At 58.5% G+C, this 16,697-nt stretch carries 20 protein-coding genes; 5 read left to right on the top strand and 15 right to left on the bottom strand.

Annotated features, from left to right (window positions below; genetic code table 11):
• Nucleotides 1–17: 17 nt before the first annotated feature.
• Nucleotides 18–635: a Fic family protein gene (locus MKS11_RS02860; RefSeq protein ID WP_087770880.1), complete on the top strand. Its 618-nt coding sequence runs from the start codon at nucleotides 18–20 to the stop codon at nucleotides 633–635.
• On the opposite strand, the gene MKS11_RS02855 is transcribed toward MKS11_RS02860, so the two are convergent.
• Nucleotides 632–799 (bottom strand): hypothetical protein, encoded by a 168-nt coding sequence (locus tag MKS11_RS02855; protein WP_162838135.1) that lies wholly within the window; start codon nucleotides 797–799, stop codon nucleotides 632–634. The two genes, MKS11_RS02860 and MKS11_RS02855, sit on opposite strands and share 4 nt — an antisense overlap.
• Nucleotides 800–1,095: 296 nt before the next feature.
• Here MKS11_RS02855 and mutS point away from each other — a divergent pair, with 296 nt between their 5' ends.
• Nucleotides 1,096–3,657, top strand: a complete 2,562-nt coding sequence (gene mutS, locus MKS11_RS02850) for a DNA mismatch repair protein MutS (RefSeq protein ID WP_023290813.1) — start codon at nucleotides 1,096–1,098, stop codon at nucleotides 3,655–3,657.
• 127 nt (nucleotides 3,658–3,784) lie between these two features.
• Here mutS and MKS11_RS02845 read toward each other — a convergent pair whose 3' ends face one another.
• From MKS11_RS02845 to MKS11_RS02830, 4 genes are all read right to left on the bottom strand, one after another.
• Nucleotides 3,785–3,937: a Hok/Gef family protein gene (locus MKS11_RS02845; protein WP_025999150.1), complete on the bottom strand. Its 153-nt coding sequence runs from the start codon at nucleotides 3,935–3,937 to the stop codon at nucleotides 3,785–3,787.
• 432 nt (nucleotides 3,938–4,369) lie between these two features.
• Complete coding sequence (locus tag MKS11_RS02840; RefSeq protein WP_002915098.1) at nucleotides 4,370–4,606, bottom strand: non-oxidative hydroxyarylic acid decarboxylases subunit D; 237 nt, start codon at nucleotides 4,604–4,606, stop codon at nucleotides 4,370–4,372.
• 10 nt (nucleotides 4,607–4,616) lie between these two features.
• Nucleotides 4,617–6,044: a non-oxidative hydroxyarylic acid decarboxylases subunit C gene (locus tag MKS11_RS02835; protein ID WP_004205612.1), complete on the bottom strand. Its 1,428-nt coding sequence runs from the start codon at nucleotides 6,042–6,044 to the stop codon at nucleotides 4,617–4,619.
• Nucleotides 6,044–6,637, bottom strand: a complete 594-nt coding sequence (locus MKS11_RS02830) for a non-oxidative hydroxyarylic acid decarboxylases subunit B (protein ID WP_002915099.1) — start codon at nucleotides 6,635–6,637, stop codon at nucleotides 6,044–6,046. The genes MKS11_RS02835 and MKS11_RS02830 overlap by 1 nt, the downstream gene beginning before the upstream one ends.
• Nucleotides 6,638–6,809: 172 nt before the next feature.
• Between MKS11_RS02830 and MKS11_RS02825 the strand changes: the two genes are divergently transcribed.
• Complete coding sequence (locus MKS11_RS02825) at nucleotides 6,810–7,217, top strand: MarR family winged helix-turn-helix transcriptional regulator (protein ID WP_004205611.1); 408 nt, start codon at nucleotides 6,810–6,812, stop codon at nucleotides 7,215–7,217.
• 8 nt (nucleotides 7,218–7,225) lie between these two features.
• On the opposite strand, the gene MKS11_RS02820 is transcribed toward MKS11_RS02825, so the two are convergent.
• Nucleotides 7,226–8,113: a LysR family transcriptional regulator gene (locus tag MKS11_RS02820; protein WP_004205610.1), complete on the bottom strand. Its 888-nt coding sequence runs from the start codon at nucleotides 8,111–8,113 to the stop codon at nucleotides 7,226–7,228.
• A 108-nt stretch (nucleotides 8,114–8,221) separates the two neighbouring features.
• Between MKS11_RS02820 and MKS11_RS02815 the strand changes: the two genes are divergently transcribed.
• Nucleotides 8,222–9,424, top strand: a complete 1,203-nt coding sequence (locus tag MKS11_RS02815; protein WP_004205608.1) for an MFS transporter — start codon at nucleotides 8,222–8,224, stop codon at nucleotides 9,422–9,424.
• Complete coding sequence (locus MKS11_RS02810) at nucleotides 9,421–9,798, top strand: DUF4440 domain-containing protein (protein ID WP_032456524.1); 378 nt, start codon at nucleotides 9,421–9,423, stop codon at nucleotides 9,796–9,798. The genes MKS11_RS02815 and MKS11_RS02810 overlap by 4 nt, the downstream gene beginning before the upstream one ends.
• A gap of 52 nt (nucleotides 9,799–9,850) precedes the next feature.
• Here the strand turns inward: MKS11_RS02810 and rpoS are convergent, their stop codons facing one another.
• From rpoS to MKS11_RS02760, 9 genes are all read right to left on the bottom strand, one after another.
• On the bottom strand, nucleotides 9,851–10,843 hold the full coding sequence (gene rpoS / locus MKS11_RS02805) for an RNA polymerase sigma factor RpoS (protein WP_002915106.1): 993 nt from the start codon (nucleotides 10,841–10,843) through the stop codon (nucleotides 9,851–9,853).
• Between the two features lie 158 nt (nucleotides 10,844–11,001).
• Nucleotides 11,002–12,132: a murein hydrolase activator NlpD gene (gene nlpD, locus MKS11_RS02800; protein WP_004205605.1), complete on the bottom strand. Its 1,131-nt coding sequence runs from the start codon at nucleotides 12,130–12,132 to the stop codon at nucleotides 11,002–11,004.
• A 125-nt stretch (nucleotides 12,133–12,257) separates the two neighbouring features.
• Complete coding sequence (locus MKS11_RS02790) at nucleotides 12,258–12,884, bottom strand: protein-L-isoaspartate(D-aspartate) O-methyltransferase (RefSeq protein WP_004205602.1); 627 nt, start codon at nucleotides 12,882–12,884, stop codon at nucleotides 12,258–12,260.
• Complete coding sequence (gene surE, locus MKS11_RS02785) at nucleotides 12,878–13,639, bottom strand: 5'/3'-nucleotidase SurE (RefSeq protein WP_004205600.1); 762 nt, start codon at nucleotides 13,637–13,639, stop codon at nucleotides 12,878–12,880. The genes MKS11_RS02790 and surE overlap by 7 nt, the downstream gene beginning before the upstream one ends.
• Nucleotides 13,620–14,669 (bottom strand): tRNA pseudouridine(13) synthase TruD, encoded by a 1,050-nt coding sequence (gene truD / locus MKS11_RS02780; RefSeq protein ID WP_004205599.1) that lies wholly within the window; start codon nucleotides 14,667–14,669, stop codon nucleotides 13,620–13,622. Before truD ends, surE begins: the two co-directional genes overlap by 20 nt.
• Nucleotides 14,666–15,145: a 2-C-methyl-D-erythritol 2,4-cyclodiphosphate synthase gene (gene ispF / locus MKS11_RS02775; RefSeq protein WP_004181093.1), complete on the bottom strand. Its 480-nt coding sequence runs from the start codon at nucleotides 15,143–15,145 to the stop codon at nucleotides 14,666–14,668. The genes truD and ispF overlap by 4 nt, the downstream gene beginning before the upstream one ends.
• On the bottom strand, nucleotides 15,145–15,855 hold the full coding sequence (ispD, locus tag MKS11_RS02770; protein ID WP_087770881.1) for a 2-C-methyl-D-erythritol 4-phosphate cytidylyltransferase: 711 nt from the start codon (nucleotides 15,853–15,855) through the stop codon (nucleotides 15,145–15,147). Before ispD ends, ispF begins: the two co-directional genes overlap by 1 nt.
• Nucleotides 15,856–15,874: 19 nt before the next feature.
• Complete coding sequence (gene ftsB, locus MKS11_RS02765; protein ID WP_002915156.1) at nucleotides 15,875–16,192, bottom strand: cell division protein FtsB; 318 nt, start codon at nucleotides 16,190–16,192, stop codon at nucleotides 15,875–15,877.
• Nucleotides 16,193–16,332: 140 nt separating this feature from the next.
• A complete protein-coding gene (locus tag MKS11_RS02760; RefSeq protein ID WP_004205590.1) occupies nucleotides 16,333–16,659 on the bottom strand; it encodes a DUF3561 family protein in 327 nt (108 codons plus the stop codon).
• Nucleotides 16,660–16,697 lie beyond the last annotated feature (38 nt).

Raw genomic sequence — 16,697 nt, 5'->3', positions numbered from 1 at the left:
CCCTTTTGAGGGTCCCCATGAGCCGATACACAGTTGCTGGCAGCGAAGGCCAGTATGAGAAAAATTCAGGTGAACGGGTTTTGGCTAATAAACTCGGGATTGCTGACGCAAATGAGATGGATAGCGTAGAACTGGTACTGCTGGAACAACTTTATCGCTCGGTTTTTGAGGAACACTTTCCAACCGGATTGCTCAGCGTCAATATCCTGAAAAAGTGGCATTATCGCTGGTTAGGCAATATCTATGCATGGGCAGGCCAGGAAAGAACGGTCAATATCAGCAAAGGCGATTTTATGTTCGCCCCTTCAGCACAGCTGGCTAAACTGCTAAACGATTTTGATAAGAAATACCTTGCTCATTATACGCCTTGTTCAGGCATGAGTGAATTGCAGCTCACAGAAGCTATCGCATTCACACATGTTGAATTGATCCTCATCCATCCATTCAGAGAGGATAACGGGCGTTTATCACGATTATTAGCTGATGTGATGGCGGTGCAGGCTGGCTATAAACCGCTGAATTATCAAAGCTGGGAACAAAACAAAACCCAGTATATATCGGCTATCCATGCAGGTTTGACTCTGGACTATCGACCGATGAAACACTGGGTCAGCATGGCCTTAAGAAGGGATTAGGCAAGACGAAGATGCGCATATTTTTTGCGCGCGGCTTCAAGACTCTCTTCAACTCTGGCTGAGGGTTGCCCTGTCTCGACCGCGGTTGATGTCGCAACAGAACGAACGATGTCAGCGCGGGAAGGTCTGGCGTATGTGGCCTGATCTTTTTTGTTGTGACTCATGGCATCTCCCTTTTCATTCACCTGATGGTTTCAGTATATCAAGGATCGTTGCTAACTGCTGCCGTTAAGGCTTATCCAGGGAAATATCGGATAGGGCTTTTTTGAACCGGTAACTGCACATCCTGATGCTGGCTTTTGATGACTCATCCCCCTCTGCAACTGGAATCCGGATCGCGCCGCGCGCGTTCGTCAGTTTCCCTCGCCTGCCCATCTCCGTTATCATGTCTCATCCATGTGATAACGACGAAAACAACAAAATCGCAGCCATTTCAAATCAGGGATCTGGATAACACCCCATGAGCACAATTGACAATCTCGACGCCCACACGCCGATGATGCAGCAGTATCTCAAGCTGAAGGCGCAACATCCTGACATTCTGCTGTTTTACCGGATGGGGGATTTTTACGAGCTGTTTTATGACGATGCGAAACGCGCGTCGCAGCTGCTCGATATCTCGCTGACCAAACGCGGCGCCTCCGCGGGCGAACCCATTCCCATGGCCGGCATCCCCCACCACGCGGTGGAAAACTATCTTGCGAAACTGGTTAATCAGGGCGAGTCGGTAGCTATTTGCGAGCAGATAGGCGACCCGGCCACCACCAAAGGGCCGGTCGAGCGTAAAGTGGTGCGTATCGTCACGCCGGGCACCATCAGCGATGAAGCGCTGCTGCAGGAGCGCCAGGACAACCTGCTGGCCGCCATCTGGCAGGACAGTAAAGGCTTTGGCTACGCGACGCTGGACATCAGCTCCGGCCGCTTCCGCTTGAGCGAACCGGCCGACCGCGAAACTATGGCGGCAGAGCTGCAGCGCACTAATCCAGCGGAGCTGCTGTACGCGGAAGATTTTGCCGAATCGTCGCTGATCGAAGGCCGCCGCGGCCTGCGCCGTCGCCCGCTGTGGGAATTTGAAATCGACACCGCGCGCCAGCAGCTTAACCTGCAGTTCGGCACCCGCGATCTGGTCGGCTTCGGCGTGGAAAACGCCCCCCGCGGCCTGTGCGCCGCCGGCTGCCTGCTGCAGTATGTCAAAGACACCCAGCGCACCTCGCTGCCGCATATTCGCTCCATCACCATGGAACGCCAGCAGGACAGCATTATTATGGATGCCGCCACCCGCCGTAATCTGGAGATCACCCAGAATCTCGCCGGCGGCACCGATAACACCCTGGCCTCGGTGCTCGACTGCACGGTGACGCCGATGGGCAGCCGGATGCTCAAGCGCTGGCTGCATATGCCGGTCCGCGATACCGCCGTGCTGGTGGAGCGCCAGCAGACCATCGGCGCGCTGCAGGAGCGCTATACCGAGCTGCAGCCGGTGCTGCGCCAGGTCGGCGATCTGGAACGTATTCTGGCGCGTCTGGCGCTGCGTACCGCCCGTCCACGCGATCTAGCCCGCATGCGTCATGCCCTGCAGCAGTTGCCTCTGCTGCGCGAGCAGCTGGCCGACGTTGACAGTCAGCCGGTGCAAAAATTGCGCGAGAAAATGGGCGAGTTTAGCGAACTGCGCGAACTGCTGGAGCGCGCGGTGATCGACGCGCCGCCGGTGCTGGTCCGCGACGGCGGGGTTATCGCCCCGGGCTACAGCGAAGAGCTGGACGAGTGGCGGGCGCTGGCCGATGGCGCCACTGATTATCTCGATAAGCTGGAGATCCGCGAGCGCGAGCGGCTGGGCCTCGATACCCTGAAGGTCGGCTACAACGCCGTCCACGGCTACTATATCCAGATCAGCCGCGGCCAGAGCCACCTCGCGCCGATCCACTACGTGCGTCGCCAGACGCTGAAAAACGCCGAACGCTACATTATTCCTGAGCTGAAGGAATACGAAGATAAGGTGCTGACCTCCAAGGGCAAGGCGCTGGCGCTGGAAAAACAGCTTTATGACGAACTGTTCGACCTGCTGCTGCCGCACCTTGCCGACCTGCAGGCGAGCGCCAGCGCGCTGGCCGAGCTGGACGTGCTGGTCAACCTGGCGGAACGCGCGGAAACCCTGAACTACTGCTGCCCGACCTTTAGCGATAAGCCGGGCATTCGCATCAGCGAAGGCCGCCATCCGGTGGTCGAGCAGGTGCTGAAAGAGCCGTTTATCGCCAACCCGCTGCAGCTGGCGCCGCAGCGGCGGATGCTGATCATCACCGGGCCGAACATGGGCGGTAAAAGTACCTATATGCGCCAGACCGCGTTAATTGCGCTGCTGGCCTATATCGGCAGCTACGTCCCGGCGCAGAAGGTGGAGATAGGCCCCATCGATCGCATCTTTACCCGCGTCGGCGCGGCGGATGACCTGGCCAGCGGCCGCTCGACCTTTATGGTGGAGATGACTGAAACCGCCAATATCCTGCACAACGCCACCGAACACAGCCTGGTGCTGATGGATGAGATTGGCCGCGGCACGTCCACCTACGACGGTCTGTCGCTGGCATGGGCCTGTGCGGAAAATCTCGCCAACAAAATCAAGGCGCTGACGCTGTTCGCCACCCACTACTTCGAGCTCACTCAGCTGCCGGAGAAAATGGAAGGCGTCGCCAACGTCCATCTCGACGCGCTGGAGCATGGCGACACCATCGCCTTTATGCACAGCGTGCAGGATGGCGCGGCCAGCAAGAGCTACGGCCTGGCGGTCGCCGCGCTGGCCGGGGTGCCGAAAGAGGTGATCAAGCGCGCGCGGCAGAAACTGCGCGAGCTGGAGAGTATTTCGCCCAACGCGGCGGCGACCCAGGTCGACGGCACGCAGATGTCGCTGCTCGCCGCCCCGGAAGAGACCTCGCCTGCGGTTGAGGCGCTGGAGAATCTTGATCCGGACTCCCTGACCCCGCGTCAGGCGCTGGAGTGGATTTATCGTCTGAAAAGTCTGGTCTAGCACCCCAATCGCCCTATTAAGGTCAAAAACGGCAGCGCCGCTCCGCGCTGCCGTTTTAACAAACTAAAAATGGGTGCAAGAGGATGCGTCCTGACAACCAATACGCGGGGTTGCCCCCGCGCGGATGCTACTTCTTCGATTCGTAAGCGAGAACAGCTTTAAACTCAATACTACGCTCTTTAATACTCAGCTCGCATAGCGAGCTGTGCACCAACAGCGTAAATCCCAGTACCGTAATACACAGTACGATGATTGCCACAAGGGCATATTTTGTCAGCATATCTTGCCTCCCTGCAAAGAAGAGACTAACATCTGAATTGTCTATGTTCATTCGCTAGCCTCAGTTGATAGAAATATCTCCTGGGGCTTTCGTCTGTCTGGGGTCCTGGTAATGCTCAAGGCCAGACAGCCTCAAGCACCCGCCGCTATTCTATACTCGTCAGGGCGTGAAATTTATCTGCAAGGAATTAATCAGACGGATTTTATAATAATCTGGAAGCAGGCTCGCAAAGTCATCCCACGCTATTATCCCTTTACACCATTTCTGGATTTAATGAATAAAATAACTTTTATCATTCTGCGAAATATAAAAAAACCGACTGAGAGATTATCCCAGTCGGCGTATTTGTCGCAGGCAGTTTGCGCACTGCCCAGTTTTAATATGGCCGGTAAAATAGCCCAAATGAAATAGGCCCTTAGCGGGCCCTTTTCATTAACGCTTATCTTCCGGCAATAGCGGCGGTACGTGCGGCACCTGCGGCGCCTCATCAATATCTTTCTGCGTCATCCGGAACGCTTCCGGATAGTGCTCGCGGCTGGTGCGGCGCAGCGGCTCGGTATCCCGCCAGGTATAAAGGCAGTGCTGGCACTGATACACAGTCCAGACCCCTTTCACCGGCGATGTTGCCATGACTTCAATCTTTTCATCGGCGCAACGTGGACAAATCATCTTCTTCTCCTTATTTACGGTTGGCCAGCATGGCGGTCAGTTTTTCAGCCCAGGCTTTGGTTTCCGGCAGATCCTGCACCGGCTGGCTGTAGTGGCCGCGTAGGTCCGGCGCAACCGGGGTGGTGGCGTCGATAATGAGTTTGTCGGTGATGCCCGCTGGGCTGGAGCCTGGGTCAAGTTCAAGGACCGACATGTTCGGCAACTGCACCAGGTCTCCCGCCGGGTTAACCTTAGAGGAGAGCGCCCACATCACCTGCGGCAGATTGAACGGGTCGACGTCTTCATCAACCATAATCACCATCTTCACATAGCCGAGGCCGTGGGGAGTGGTCATCGCCCGCAGTCCCACCGCGCGGGCAAAGCCGCCGTAGCGTTTTTTGGTGGAGATGATCGCCAGCAGACCGTGGGTGTACATGGCGTTGACCGCCTGCACTTCCGGAAACTCTGCCTTCAGCTGCTGATACAGCGGCACGCAGGTGGCCGGGCCCATCAGATAGTCGATTTCGGTCCACGGCATACCGAGATAGAGCGATTCAAAAATCGGTTTGCTGCGATACGAGACTTTGTCGATGCGCACTACCGTCATGTTACGACCGCCGGAGTAGTGGCCGGTAAACTCACCGAACGGTCCCTCTATCTCACGCTTGCGGCCTTCAATCACCCCTTCGAGGATCACTTCCGAACCCCAGGGCACGTCAAAGCCGGTCAGCGGCGCGGTGGCGATGGGATATGGGCTCTCGCGCAGCGCGCCGGCCATTTCATATTCTGACTGATCGTATTTCAGCGGCGTGGCGCCCATCAGGGTGATAATCGGGTCGTTACCGAGGGTAATGGCGATCGGCAGGTCTTCCCCGCGCTCTTCCGCCTTATGCAGATGCAGGGCGATATCGTGCATCGGCACCGGCTGCAGGCCGAGCTTGCGCTTGCCTTTCACTTCCATACGGTAGATACCGACGTTTTGCTTACCGAAGTTGTCAGGGTCAAGCGGATCGCGCGAAACGACGCAGGCTTTGTCGAGGTAGAAGCCACCGTCGCCATCGTTGAGGCGGAACAGCGGCAGAATATCGAACAGGTTGATATCGTCGCCATCCACGGTGTTTTCCGCCCATGCCGGGTTGGCGCGGCGCTCTGGCGTCACCGGGAAGTTATCCCAACGGCGGATGAATTCATCAATCTGCTTTTTCACCGGCGTGTTGGGCGGCAGGCCCAGCGAGATGGCATGGTTCTGCCACGAGCCGATGGTGTTCATCGTCACCCGGGCGTCGGTAAAGCCGCGAATATTATCGAACCACAGCGCCGGGGCGCCGTCGCCGATGCGTCCGGTGGCATTGGCCGCCGCCGCCAGGTCTGGCTCAGCGTTCACCTCTTCACTGATTTTCAGCAGTTGTCCCTGGTCATCCAGTGCCTGCAAAAAGCTGCGCAAATCATCAAAAGCCATTATTCGATCTCCTGTGCAAATTGTTCTGCCGTACGCAAGCCGTTCCAGCGGCGCGCCTTGTGGTAGTCGAGGCCAAACTGATCCAACACCCGGGTCACAATATGGTTGGTGATATCGTCAACCGTTTCCGGGTGGTTGTAGTAAGCCGGCATCGGCGGCACCATCGCCACGCCCATCCGGGACAGCGCCAGCATGTTCTCCAGATGGATCGTGCTGAGCGGCATTTCCCGCGGGACCAGCACCAGCTTGCGCCCCTCTTTAAGCACCACGTCCGCCGCGCGGCCCACCAGCCCTTCGGCATAGCCCGCGCGAATGCCCGCCAGCGTCTTCATACTGCAGGGAATAACGATCATGCCGTCGGTGCGAAATGAACCTGATGAGATGGTGGCGGCCTGGTCGGCCGGGCTGTGGGAAAAGTCCGCCAACGCGGCCACTTCCCGTGCCGTCCACGGCGTTTCCAGCTCGATGGTGGTTTTGGCCCATTTCGACATCACCAGATGGGTTTCCACCTCCGGCATATCGCGCAGCGCCTGCAGCAATGCCACCCCAAGCGGAGCCCCGGTGGCCCCCGTCATCCCAATAATCAGTTTCATTCCACACCTCATTCATTTTGTTCGTATACGAACTTTGTACTTAAATTACCCACTCCTGAGCCAAATGACAAGATCGTTCGTATACGTGCGCATTTTTAATCAAACAGGGAAAAGGTATAAAAAGGCGTACGAACAGCTATCATAGAGGTGACAGTTTTGTTACGGAGTATTCATGGAGTTACGAAACGAAGCATTCCACCTGCTGCGCCAGCTTTTTCAACAACATACCGCCCGCTGGCAGCAGGCGTTACCGGACCTGACTAAGCCTCAGTATGCGGTGATGCGCTCGGTTGCCGAGCAGCCGGGGATCGAACAGGTGGTGCTGATTGAAGCGGCGGTCAGTACTAAGGCCACGCTGGCGGAGATGCTCAGCCGGATGGAAGCGCGCGGCCTGGTGCGCCGGGAGCACGATCCGGCCGATAAACGCCGCCGTTTTGTCTTTCTGACCGACGAAGGCGAGGCGCTGCTTAACCGTTCCATTCCGCAAGGCAATGAGGTCGATGACGAGTTTCTCGGCCGCTTGAGCGATGATGAACGCGAGCAGTTCTCCCGGCTGGTGCGTAAGATGATGGTTCCCTGAGCAAGCGCCTAGTCGAGCTGCTCACGCAGAAAGTCGATAAACGCCCGCACCCGGGTCGGCATATGCTGCGCATCGGGAAAAAGGGCATAAACGCCCTGCGGCGGGAAATGGTATTCCGGCAGGACAGCCACCAGCTCCCGCTGCGCCAGTTTCCCGGCCACCAGCCAGGCAGGCAGCAAAGCGACGCCGCATCCGGCCAGAGCAAAGCTCATCAGCGCCGTGGCGCTGTCGGCTGAAAACCGTGGCGCGTTGACTATCGTAAAATCCACCTCTGCCTGTTCATCCGTTCGCAGCTGCCAGCGCAGCGGCGCCGGCAGACGCTCGTGAATAATCCAGTCAGCTTGCGCCAGATCGGACAGCGTCTGCAGCGGATGGCTCGCCAGCCAGGCCGGTGAGGCGACGGGCAGGATCGCAAAACTGGCAATCCGCGTCGCCCGGTAGCGGGAATCGGCCAACGTGCCGAGGCGTATCGCCACGTCAAATCGTTCGGAGATAAGATCCGCATGATGGGAGGACGAGACGTGCCGCACCCGTAACGCCGGATGATGACGGGAAAACGCCGCCAGCGCCGGGATGATAACCTGTGCGCCATACTCCGGCGTAGTGGTGATCCGCAGCTCTCCGCTTAAACCGCTATGGCTGGCCCGAACCTCATCCTGCAGATTTTCCGCCGCTTTCAGCAACGCCACCCCACGCTGATAGAACAGCGCCCCGGCGTCAGTGAGCCGCAGACGGCGCGTCGAACGCAGCAGCAGGGTCACCCCCAGCTCATTTTCCAGTTGCCTTACGTTAAAGCTGACCACCGCTTTGGTCTGCCCCAGCGCCGCGGCGGCCTGGGTGAAGCTGCCGGCGTCCACCACGGCGATAAACATGGTCACGCGCTGAAGGTTTAGCATCGTCGTCCGGATGATTGTCAAAAATATTCAGACAGTATATCCCGATTCACCCCGTTTATCCCCCGTGGCGCCGGGTTTACAGTAGCCGCCTGTCTGAGGGAGTGAATCATGACCTATCGCCACCGCGTTGCCACCGTTTTTCTGTTCGGCTTTTTTCTCGACTTAATCAATATGTTTATCGCCAGCATCGCCTTCCCGGCTATCAGCCACGCGCTGGCGGTATCCGTCTCGCAGCTGGCGTGGGTCAGCAATGCCTATATTCTTGGCCTGACGGTCGTCGTGCCGTTCAGCGCCTGGCTCAGCCAGCGCTGTGGACCAAAACGGCTGTTTTTACTCTCGCTGGGGCTGTTCAGCCTCGGCGCGCTGGCATCAGGGCTGGCCCACAGCCTGGGTGCGCTGATTTTCTGGCGGACGTTGCAGGGGATGGGCGGCGGGCTGCTAATCCCCCTCGGTCAGGCGCTGACCTGGCCGCTGTTTCAGCCGCAGGAGCGGGCGAAGCTATCGGCGGCGGTGATGCTGGTCGGCCTGCTGGCGCCCGCCTGCTCGCCGGCGATCGGCGGTCTGCTAGTCCAGGCCTTCAGCTGGCGCTGGGTCTTTTTCGCCAGCCTGCCTGTCGCCCTGCTTACCTTTATGCTGGCGGCGCGATGGCTGAACGACACCTCCGCCCCTGTCCGGCCGGCCCGCTTGCTCCCGCTGTCGTTGCTGGCCGATCCTCTCCTGCGCTTCGCCATGCTTATTTATCTCTGCGTACCGGGAATGTTTATTGGCGTCAACGTCGTGGGAATGTTCTACCTGCAACGCGTCACCGGGATGGCGCCGGGGGCCATTGGCGCCCTGATGGTGCCCTGGTCGCTGGCCTCGTTTGTCGCCATCACCTTTACCGGCAGGTATTTCAACCGCTTCGGACCGCGGCCTCTGGTGATAGTCGGCTGCCTGCTTCAGGCGGCAGGGATCCTGCTGCTGCTGCAGGTCGATGCGCACAGCCCGCTGGCGCTGTTGATTCTGGCCTTTACGCTGATGGGCGGCGGAGGTAGCTTATGCAGCAGCACCGCGCAAAGCAGCGCTTTCCTGCATACGCCTGGCGAAGAGATGCCTGACGCCAGCGCGCTGTGGAACCTTAACCGCCAGCTCAGCTTCTTTGCCGGCAGCGCGCTGCTCGCTCTGCTGCTGAGGATATTCCCGCCGGCCTACGCCTGGCAAGGCGCGTTTAGCTGCGCCGCCGCCATAACCCTGTTGCCGCTGCTGTGTTGCCTGCGGCTGAATAATCGGGCGATTATCCATCGCCTGCACACCACTCTGGAGAAGTCATGAACCCGTATCTGCAGGAAGTCCTCGACGCCCATGTCCTTATCGAACGCTGGTTAAGCCAGGGGGAAGGGAGCGCTGAGGCGCTGATGAGCCGTTTTGCCGCCGAATTCACTATGATCCCTCTGAGCGGCGATAAGATGGACTACCCGACGGTGAGCCGTTTTTTCCACCAGGCGGGCGCAAGCCGTCCGGGATTACACATCGTGGTGGATCAGACGAAAATCATCAGCGAGTGGCACGACGGCGCCGCCGTGCTATACCGTGAACGCCAAACGCTGGCGGATGGCAGTGAGAACGTACGCTGGTCGACGGCGATTTTTCAGCAAGCGGAAGGGAAAATTGTCTGGCGCCATCTGCAGGAAACCCGCCGCGGCTAGCGCAAAGAAAAAGGCCCCGACTTTCGAGGGGGCCTTTTTGAGAGAAAAGATCTTATTCGCGGAAGAGCGCTTCGATATTCAGTCCTTGCCCCTGCAGAATTTCCCGCAGACGACGCAGACCTTCCACCTGGATCTGACGCACACGCTCGCGGGTGAGGCCAATTTCACGGCCCACATCTTCCAGGGTGGCGGCTTCATAACCCAGCAGACCGAAACGACGCGCCAGAACCTCACGCTGCTTGGCGTTCAGTTCGAACAGCCATTTAACGATGCTTTGTTTCATATCATCGTCCTGCGTGGTGTCTTCCGGGCCGTTCTCTTTCTCATCGGCCAGAATATCCAGCAGCGCTTTTTCTGAATCGCCACCCAGCGGGGTATCCACCGAGGTGATGCGCTCGTTCAGACGCAGCATACGGCTGACGTCATCGACCGGTTTGTCCAGCTGTTCGGCAATCTCTTCCGCGCTCGGCTCGTGGTCCAGCTTATGGGACAACTCGCGCGCGGTACGCAGATAGACGTTCAGCTCTTTGACAATGTGGATCGGCAAACGGATCGTACGGGTTTGGTTCATGATCGCCCGTTCAATGGTCTGGCGGATCCACCAGGTCGCATAGGTCGAAAAACGGAACCCACGTTCCGGGTCAAACTTCTCAACGGCGCGGATCAGGCCGAGGTTACCTTCTTCAATCAGATCCAGCAGCGCCAGACCACGATTGCTGTAACGACGGGCAATCTTCACCACCAGACGCAGGTTGCTTTCAATCATGCGACGGCGTGAAGCGACATCACCACGCAGTGCGCGACGCGCGAAATAGACTTCCTCTTCCGCGGTCAGCAGTGGGGAATAACCAATCTCTCCAAGATAAAGCTGAGTGGCGTCAAGCACGCGTTGCGTTGCGCCTTGCGACAGCAGCTCTTCCTCAGCCAGATCGCTATCACTGGGTTCCTCTTCTACTAAGGCCTTCTCGTCGAAAACCTCAATTCCGTTCTCATCAAATTCCGCGTCTTCATTTAAATCATGAACTTTCAGCGTATTCTGACTCATAAAGGTGGCTCCTACCCGTGATCCCTGAGCAAAGCACCTTCCACGGTGCATCAACAAAAGACGCCAGGACGATTTCCCCTACTCCTCTCTGCGAGAGGCGCATAGACACCGCCCTGGCGCCTGTTAGCTAATGCTTCGCTTATCCGTACTTTGCCAAATTATCGCTGCGGTAAGTACTGCAGCGGGTTGACGGATTTCCCCTTGTAACGAATTTCAAAATGTAATCTTGTTGAGCTGGTTCCGGTGCTACCCATGGTAGCGATTTTCTGCCCCGCTTTGACTTCCTGTTGCTCCCGAACCAGCATGGTATCGTTATGAGCGTAGGCACTCAGGTAATCATCGTTGTGTTTGATGATAATAAGATTACCGTAGCCGCGCAGTGCGTTACCGGCATAGACGACGCGCCCATCGGCGGTCGCGACAATAGCCTGTCCCTTACTGCCTGCAATGTCGATACCTTTATTGCCGCCTTCCGCGCCACTAAAGTTCTCGATAACTTTGCCATCAGTCGGCCAGCGCCATGATGAGATCGGCGAACTGGTTGACGTACTGCTTGCAGTCGGCTGGGTTGTGCTCACCGTTGTTGGTGCCGTCACCGGCGCGACGACCGTCGAGGTCGTGGTCGCTGGTTTATTATTAGGCAACATCTTGGTAGCACTTTGTTCACCTGAGGATTCAGAATACGTAATAGTCGGTTGTGAAGCAACCACCGCGGTCGATTTTTGTGCAGAAGTTGTGGTGGCCGTCGCACCGCCGCTCGCCCTTGCGCTGGCCTGAGAAACGGCATTTTCACCGGTGATCGGCTGGCCTGAAGCGTTGCCGACCTGCAGCACCTGGCCGACGTTCAGAGCGTACGGGGCCGGGACATTGTTGCGTTGCGCCAGGTCACGGAAATCGTTGCCGGTGACCCAGGCGATATAGAACAGCGTGTCGCCGCGTTTGACCGTATAGGTACTGCCGCCGGTATAGCTACCTTTCGGAATATCGCCATATTTGCGGTTATAAACGATCTTGCCATTCACCGTCTGCACCGGCTCCTGCGCCATTGGCTGCGGCTGAATGGTCTGGGTCTGTACCGGCTGGATCGGCTGCGCCTGAGGAGCAGACTTGACGCCGGAGGATGGCGGCGTAATCAACATGCCGGAGTTGGTGCTGGAAGAGGCGGCACCGCCGGCAGAGCTGACCGGCGCAGGCGGATTATTGGTGTTGGTACATCCGGCCAGCCAGAGTGAAACCAGTGAAAGAGCCGCAATACGGCTGACGGTAAATTTGGTGCTTCCCGCGCTCATTTATCCCCCAGGAATATGTTAACTGCCAATATCTTGCTTACCGGGCGACGCCCGGCCAGGACACTGAAAAATGTGTCCACCCTACGCCTAAAGTCAGGCAAAAAAAACCTGGAATAATCCGGGTCTCAGGCCAGCTCCCCTTTCACCAGGGGAACAAAGCGAACGGCCTCGACGGTATCAATGATAAATTCGTTGCCCCGGCGACGGATCCGTTTGAGAAACTGATGCTCCTCGCCAACCGGCAGTACCAGCACGCCGTCGTCATCCAGCTGCGCCAGCAGCGCGGTCGGTATTTCCGGCGGCGCCGCCGTCACAATAATGGCATCAAACGGCGCCCGCGCCTGCCAACCTTGCCACCCATCGCCATGACGGGTTGAAACATTATGTAAATCAAGTTGTTTCAGGCGACGACGCGCCTGCCACTGTAAACTCTTAATTCGCTCTACCGAGCAAACGTGATGCACCAGATGCGCCAGGATGGCCGTCTGGTAACCGGAACCGGTGCCGATCTCCAGCACCCGCGACTCCGGCGTCAACGTCAGCAGCTCGGTCATCCGCGCCACCATGTACGGCTGGGAGATGGTTTGCCCCTGGCCAATCGGCAGCGCGGTGTTTTCCCACGCTTTATGTTCAAAGGCTTCATCAACAAACTTTTCGCGCGGGACGCGCGCGATCGCCTCGAGGACACGTTCATCGACGATGCCCTGCGTGCGCAGTTGATTCAACAAACTTTCAACACGTTTACTTACCATTGCCTGTCAACCCCGACACGTTCCAGCCAATCGGTGACCACCTCATGCGCCTGATGGGCGGTTAAATCGACGTGCAATGGCGTAACGGAAACATAGCCTTCATCCACTGCCGCAAAATCGGTGCCCGGCCCGGCGTCGCGCTTATCGCCCGGCGGGCCTATCCAGTACAGGGTATTGCCGCGCGGATCCTTTTGCGGGATCACCTGATCGGCAGGATGGCGGTTGCCGCAGCGGGTCACGCGGATGCCTTTGATCTGGTCAAGGGGCAGGTCCGGGACATTGACGTTGAGGATCCGCCCGGTGCGCAGCGGTTCACGGCTGAGTCCGCGCAGGAGAGTACAGGTCACCGCCGCGGCGGTGTCGTAGTGTTGATAGCCATTGAGCGACACGGCCAGCGCGGGGAACCCCAGATGGCGGCCTTCCATCGCCGCCGCCACGGTGCCGGAGTAAATGACGTCATCGCCCAGGTTGGGTCCGGCGTTGATGCCGGAAACGACGATGTCCGGGCGCGGGCGCATCAGCGCGTTCACGCCAAGATAGACGCAGTCCGTCGGCGTCCCCATCTGGACGGCGATATCGCCATTTTCATAGGTAAAGGTGCGCAATGACGATTCCAGCGTCAGCGAATTCGAAGCCCCGCTGCGGTTACGATCGGGTGCAACCACCTGGACCTCGGCAAACTCCCTTAAGGCCTTCGCCAGGGTCTGTATCCCCGGCGCATGGATCCCGTCATCGTTACTCAGCAATATTCGCATAGTCACCCGTTGTATTGATAAGCTCCCTGACCACGCTGGTGGCGAAGCTGCCCGCCGGCAGCCAGAAACGCAGTTCAACGGTTACATCATCCCACCAGTTCCAGCTCAACTGCTGCGGATAGAGGAGCATCGCCCGGCGCGCCGCCTCGACTTTCTCCCGCACCAACAGTGTCTGCAGCGAGGTTTCCTCGGCGATGGCGGCCTGCTCGGCGGCCAGGGCGTCGCGCTGGCTTCCCCAGTCGCCGCTGCCCGGTAGCGCAGCCGTGATCATCAGTTCGCGGTTGTGCACCCGCGCCTGCGAAACCTCGAGTTCTTCCGGTGTGACGACAAACCAGCTCCCACGCCCCGCTAATTGTAGCGCATCGCCATCAACAACCTGATTAAATTCCGTTTTTTTTAATCTAATACTGACTTGCTGATTAAACAACGCGCTGCGGGCCGCCGACAACCAAAAACTGCGCTTATTGCGATCGCGCACCGGCGCGCCGCTCTCCGCCCAGCGCAGCGCGCCCTGCAGGTTACTGCCGCCAATGCCGAAGCGCTGAGCGCCGAAATAGTTCGGCACGCCCCGTTCAGCGATGGCCTGCAGACGCGTCTCCACCTCCTGGCGATCGCTAATCTCGCGCAGGATCAGGGTAAACTGGTTGCCCTTCAGCGCGCCTAATCGCAGCTTACGCTTATGGCGGGCATATTCCAGTACCTGGCAGCCCTCAAGCTGAAATTTGCTCAGATCCGGCATCTCTTTGCCGGGCACCCGAGCGCACAGCCACTGCTCGGTGACGGCGTGCTTATCTTTTTGCCCGGCGAAGCTCACTTCACGGGCATGGATTTTGAGGAATTTCGCCAGCGCGTCGGCGACAAAGCGCGTATTGCAGCCGTTTTTAAGGATCCGCACCAGCACGTGCTCGCCTTCGCCGTCCGGGGCAAAGCCCAGGTCTTCCACTACCAGAAAATCTTCCGGATTGGCTTTCAGCAGCCCGCTGCTCTGCGGCTTGCCGTGCAGCCAGGTCAGTTGGTCAAAGGCGATCATTTGTCGGCCTTACGCAGCAGCGCGACCGCTTCGCAGGCGATCCCTTCCCCGCGGCCGGTGAAGCCCAGCTTCTCGGTGGTGGTCGCTTTCACGTTGACGTCGTCCATATGGCAGCCGAGATCTTCAGCGATAAAGACACGCATCTGCGGGATATGCGGCAGCATTTTCGGTGCCTGGGCGATAATGGTGACGTCGACGTTGCCGAGCGTATAGCCTTTGGCCTGAATGCGGCGCCACGCTTCGCGCAGCAGTTCGCGGCTGTCGGCGCCTTTAAACGCCGGATCGGTATCCGGGAACAGCTTGCCAATATCGCCGAGCGCCGCGGCGCCCAGCAGCGCGTCGGTCAGCGCATGCAGCGCGACGTCGCCGTCGGAGTGGGCCAGCAGCCCTTTTTCATAAGGAATGCGTACCCCGCCAATGATGATTGGGCCTTCACCGCCAAAAGCGTGTACGTCAAAACCATGTCCAATTCGCATTAAGCTTTCTCCTGGTGTCGGGAACGGGTGAGGTAAAATTCCGCCAGCGCCAGATCTTCCGGGCGCGTCACTTTAATATTATCAGCGCGTCCGGCGACCAGCTGCGGATGGAAGCCACAGTACTCCAGCGCCGAGGCTTCATCGGTGATGGTGGCCCCCTCGTTCAGCGCCCGGGTGAGGCAATCCACCAGCAGCTCGCGAGGGAAAAATTGCGGGGTGAGCGCGTGCCACAGGTCATTACGATCGACGGTATGGGCGACGGCGGTTTTGCCCGGCTCGGCGCGCTTCATGGTGTCGCGCACCGGGGCCGCGAGGATCCCGCCGATGCGGCTGGTTTCACAGAGTGCCAGCAGGCGGCTGAGGTCATCCTGATGCAGGCAGGGGCGCGCGGCGTCATGCACCAGCACCCACTGCGCTTCCGGTAACGCCTGCAGGCCGGCGAGTACCGAATCGGCGCGCTCGGCGCCGCCATCCACGACGGTAATTTGCGGGTGCTGGGCCAGCGGCAGCTGGCTGAAGCGCCGATCGCCGGGGCTGACGGCAATCACCACGCGCTGGACGCGCGGATCCGCCAGCAGCGCGGCGACCGCATGTTCGAGAATCGTTTTGTTACCGATTGAGAGATATTGTTTCGGGCATTCCGTTTGCATGCGGCGGCCAAAACCGGCTGCCGGCACCACGGCGCAAATGCCCGGAAAAGTGGCTGCCATGTCGTAATCCTGGGCCTGGTTATCGATTGTTCTGCTGTTGCCCCGATGCCTGGTTGCGTTTAGACGCATCCGGTACCAGACGATAGAAGGTTTCGCCCGGGCGGGTCATGCTGAGTTCATTGCGCGCACGCTCCTCGATCGCTTCCTGACCGCCGTTGAGGTCGTCAATTTCGGCAAACAGCTGATCGTTGCGTGCTTTTAATTTGGCGTTAGTCGCCTGCTGGGCGGTGACGTCGTCGTTAACCCGCGTGTAGTCATGCAGGCCGTTTTTACCGAACCACAGCGAATACTGTAGCCAGACCAGCAAAGCTAATAATAGCAGCGTTAGTTTACCCATCCTGCCCCCTGAAAAACGGCATCATCATCCCAAAACTCGCCCGGGTACGCTACCGGGGCGCGCGGACGATGCCGCGTAACGCGGGGACTGTACCATATTTTTGCCGCTGATACCCATGCTTGATTCATACCAGAAACGGGTTATCCCAACAGCCAGAGGAAGAGTAGCGCAAACATCAGCCCGACGGTCAGGATGGTCGCGCTGGCGCTATAGAGCAGTTTGCCATTGAGCAGAGAGTGCAGCGCAATACCGACCACCACCGCCACTGGCATCAACGCAAGGAAGAATGGCCAGGTGTAGAGGAGGAAGAAAAGTGTATTACTGCCATAGAGAAGGAAGGGAATACCCAGCGCCAGCAGCCATGAAATAAAGCCCACGGCAGCGCCCGACAAAGACCAGGTGGTCTCGTCGCCGGTCGCCGGAGGCGGTTCTGAACGAATAATACTGAGGTTCTGGGTATTGCGCATATCGAATCCTGTAGACCGGGCAACCGGCACCCCTCGAT

The sequence above is a fragment of the Klebsiella sp. K5-45 genome (assembly GCF_030128605.1).
In the GTDB taxonomy this organism is placed as follows: Bacteria; Pseudomonadota; Gammaproteobacteria; order Enterobacterales; family Enterobacteriaceae; genus Klebsiella; species Klebsiella quasipneumoniae.
The sequence above is the reverse complement of the archived record's forward strand: the minus strand, read 5'-3'. Positions and strand labels throughout refer to the sequence as shown.

Coding starts and splice junctions, on each gene's coding strand:
- MKS11_RS02855 (WP_162838135.1), bottom strand. CDS start 799: ATGAGTCACAACAAAAAAGATCAGGCCACATACGCCAGACCTTCCCGC.
- MKS11_RS02835 (WP_004205612.1), bottom strand. CDS start 6,044: ATGGCTTTTGATGATTTGCGCAGCTTTTTGCAGGCACTGGATGACCAG.
- MKS11_RS02815 (WP_004205608.1), top strand. CDS start 8,222: ATGACCTATCGCCACCGCGTTGCCACCGTTTTTCTGTTCGGCTTTTTT.
- mutS (WP_023290813.1), top strand. CDS start 1,096: ATGAGCACAATTGACAATCTCGACGCCCACACGCCGATGATGCAGCAG.
- MKS11_RS02825 (WP_004205611.1), top strand. CDS start 6,810: ATGGAGTTACGAAACGAAGCATTCCACCTGCTGCGCCAGCTTTTTCAA.
- ftsB (WP_002915156.1), bottom strand. CDS start 16,192: ATGGGTAAACTAACGCTGCTATTATTAGCTTTGCTGGTCTGGCTACAG.
- MKS11_RS02760 (WP_004205590.1), bottom strand. CDS start 16,659: ATGCGCAATACCCAGAACCTCAGTATTATTCGTTCAGAACCGCCTCCG.
- ispF (WP_004181093.1), bottom strand. CDS start 15,145: ATGCGAATTGGACATGGTTTTGACGTACACGCTTTTGGCGGTGAAGGC.
- MKS11_RS02860 (WP_087770880.1), top strand. CDS start 18: ATGAGCCGATACACAGTTGCTGGCAGCGAAGGCCAGTATGAGAAAAAT.
- MKS11_RS02845 (WP_025999150.1), bottom strand. CDS start 3,937: ATGCTGACAAAATATGCCCTTGTGGCAATCATCGTACTGTGTATTACG.
- surE (WP_004205600.1), bottom strand. CDS start 13,639: ATGCGAATATTGCTGAGTAACGATGACGGGATCCATGCGCCGGGGATA.
- truD (WP_004205599.1), bottom strand. CDS start 14,669: ATGATCGCCTTTGACCAACTGACCTGGCTGCACGGCAAGCCGCAGAGC.
- nlpD (WP_004205605.1), bottom strand. CDS start 12,132: ATGAGCGCGGGAAGCACCAAATTTACCGTCAGCCGTATTGCGGCTCTT.
- MKS11_RS02820 (WP_004205610.1), bottom strand. CDS start 8,113: ATGCTAAACCTTCAGCGCGTGACCATGTTTATCGCCGTGGTGGACGCC.
- ispD (WP_087770881.1), bottom strand. CDS start 15,855: ATGGCAGCCACTTTTCCGGGCATTTGCGCCGTGGTGCCGGCAGCCGGT.
- MKS11_RS02790 (WP_004205602.1), bottom strand. CDS start 12,884: ATGGTAAGTAAACGTGTTGAAAGTTTGTTGAATCAACTGCGCACGCAG.
- MKS11_RS02830 (WP_002915099.1), bottom strand. CDS start 6,637: ATGAAACTGATTATTGGGATGACGGGGGCCACCGGGGCTCCGCTTGGG.
- MKS11_RS02810 (WP_032456524.1), top strand. CDS start 9,421: ATGAACCCGTATCTGCAGGAAGTCCTCGACGCCCATGTCCTTATCGAA.
- rpoS (WP_002915106.1), bottom strand. CDS start 10,843: ATGAGTCAGAATACGCTGAAAGTTCATGATTTAAATGAAGACGCGGAA.
- MKS11_RS02840 (WP_002915098.1), bottom strand. CDS start 4,606: ATGATTTGTCCACGTTGCGCCGATGAAAAGATTGAAGTCATGGCAACA.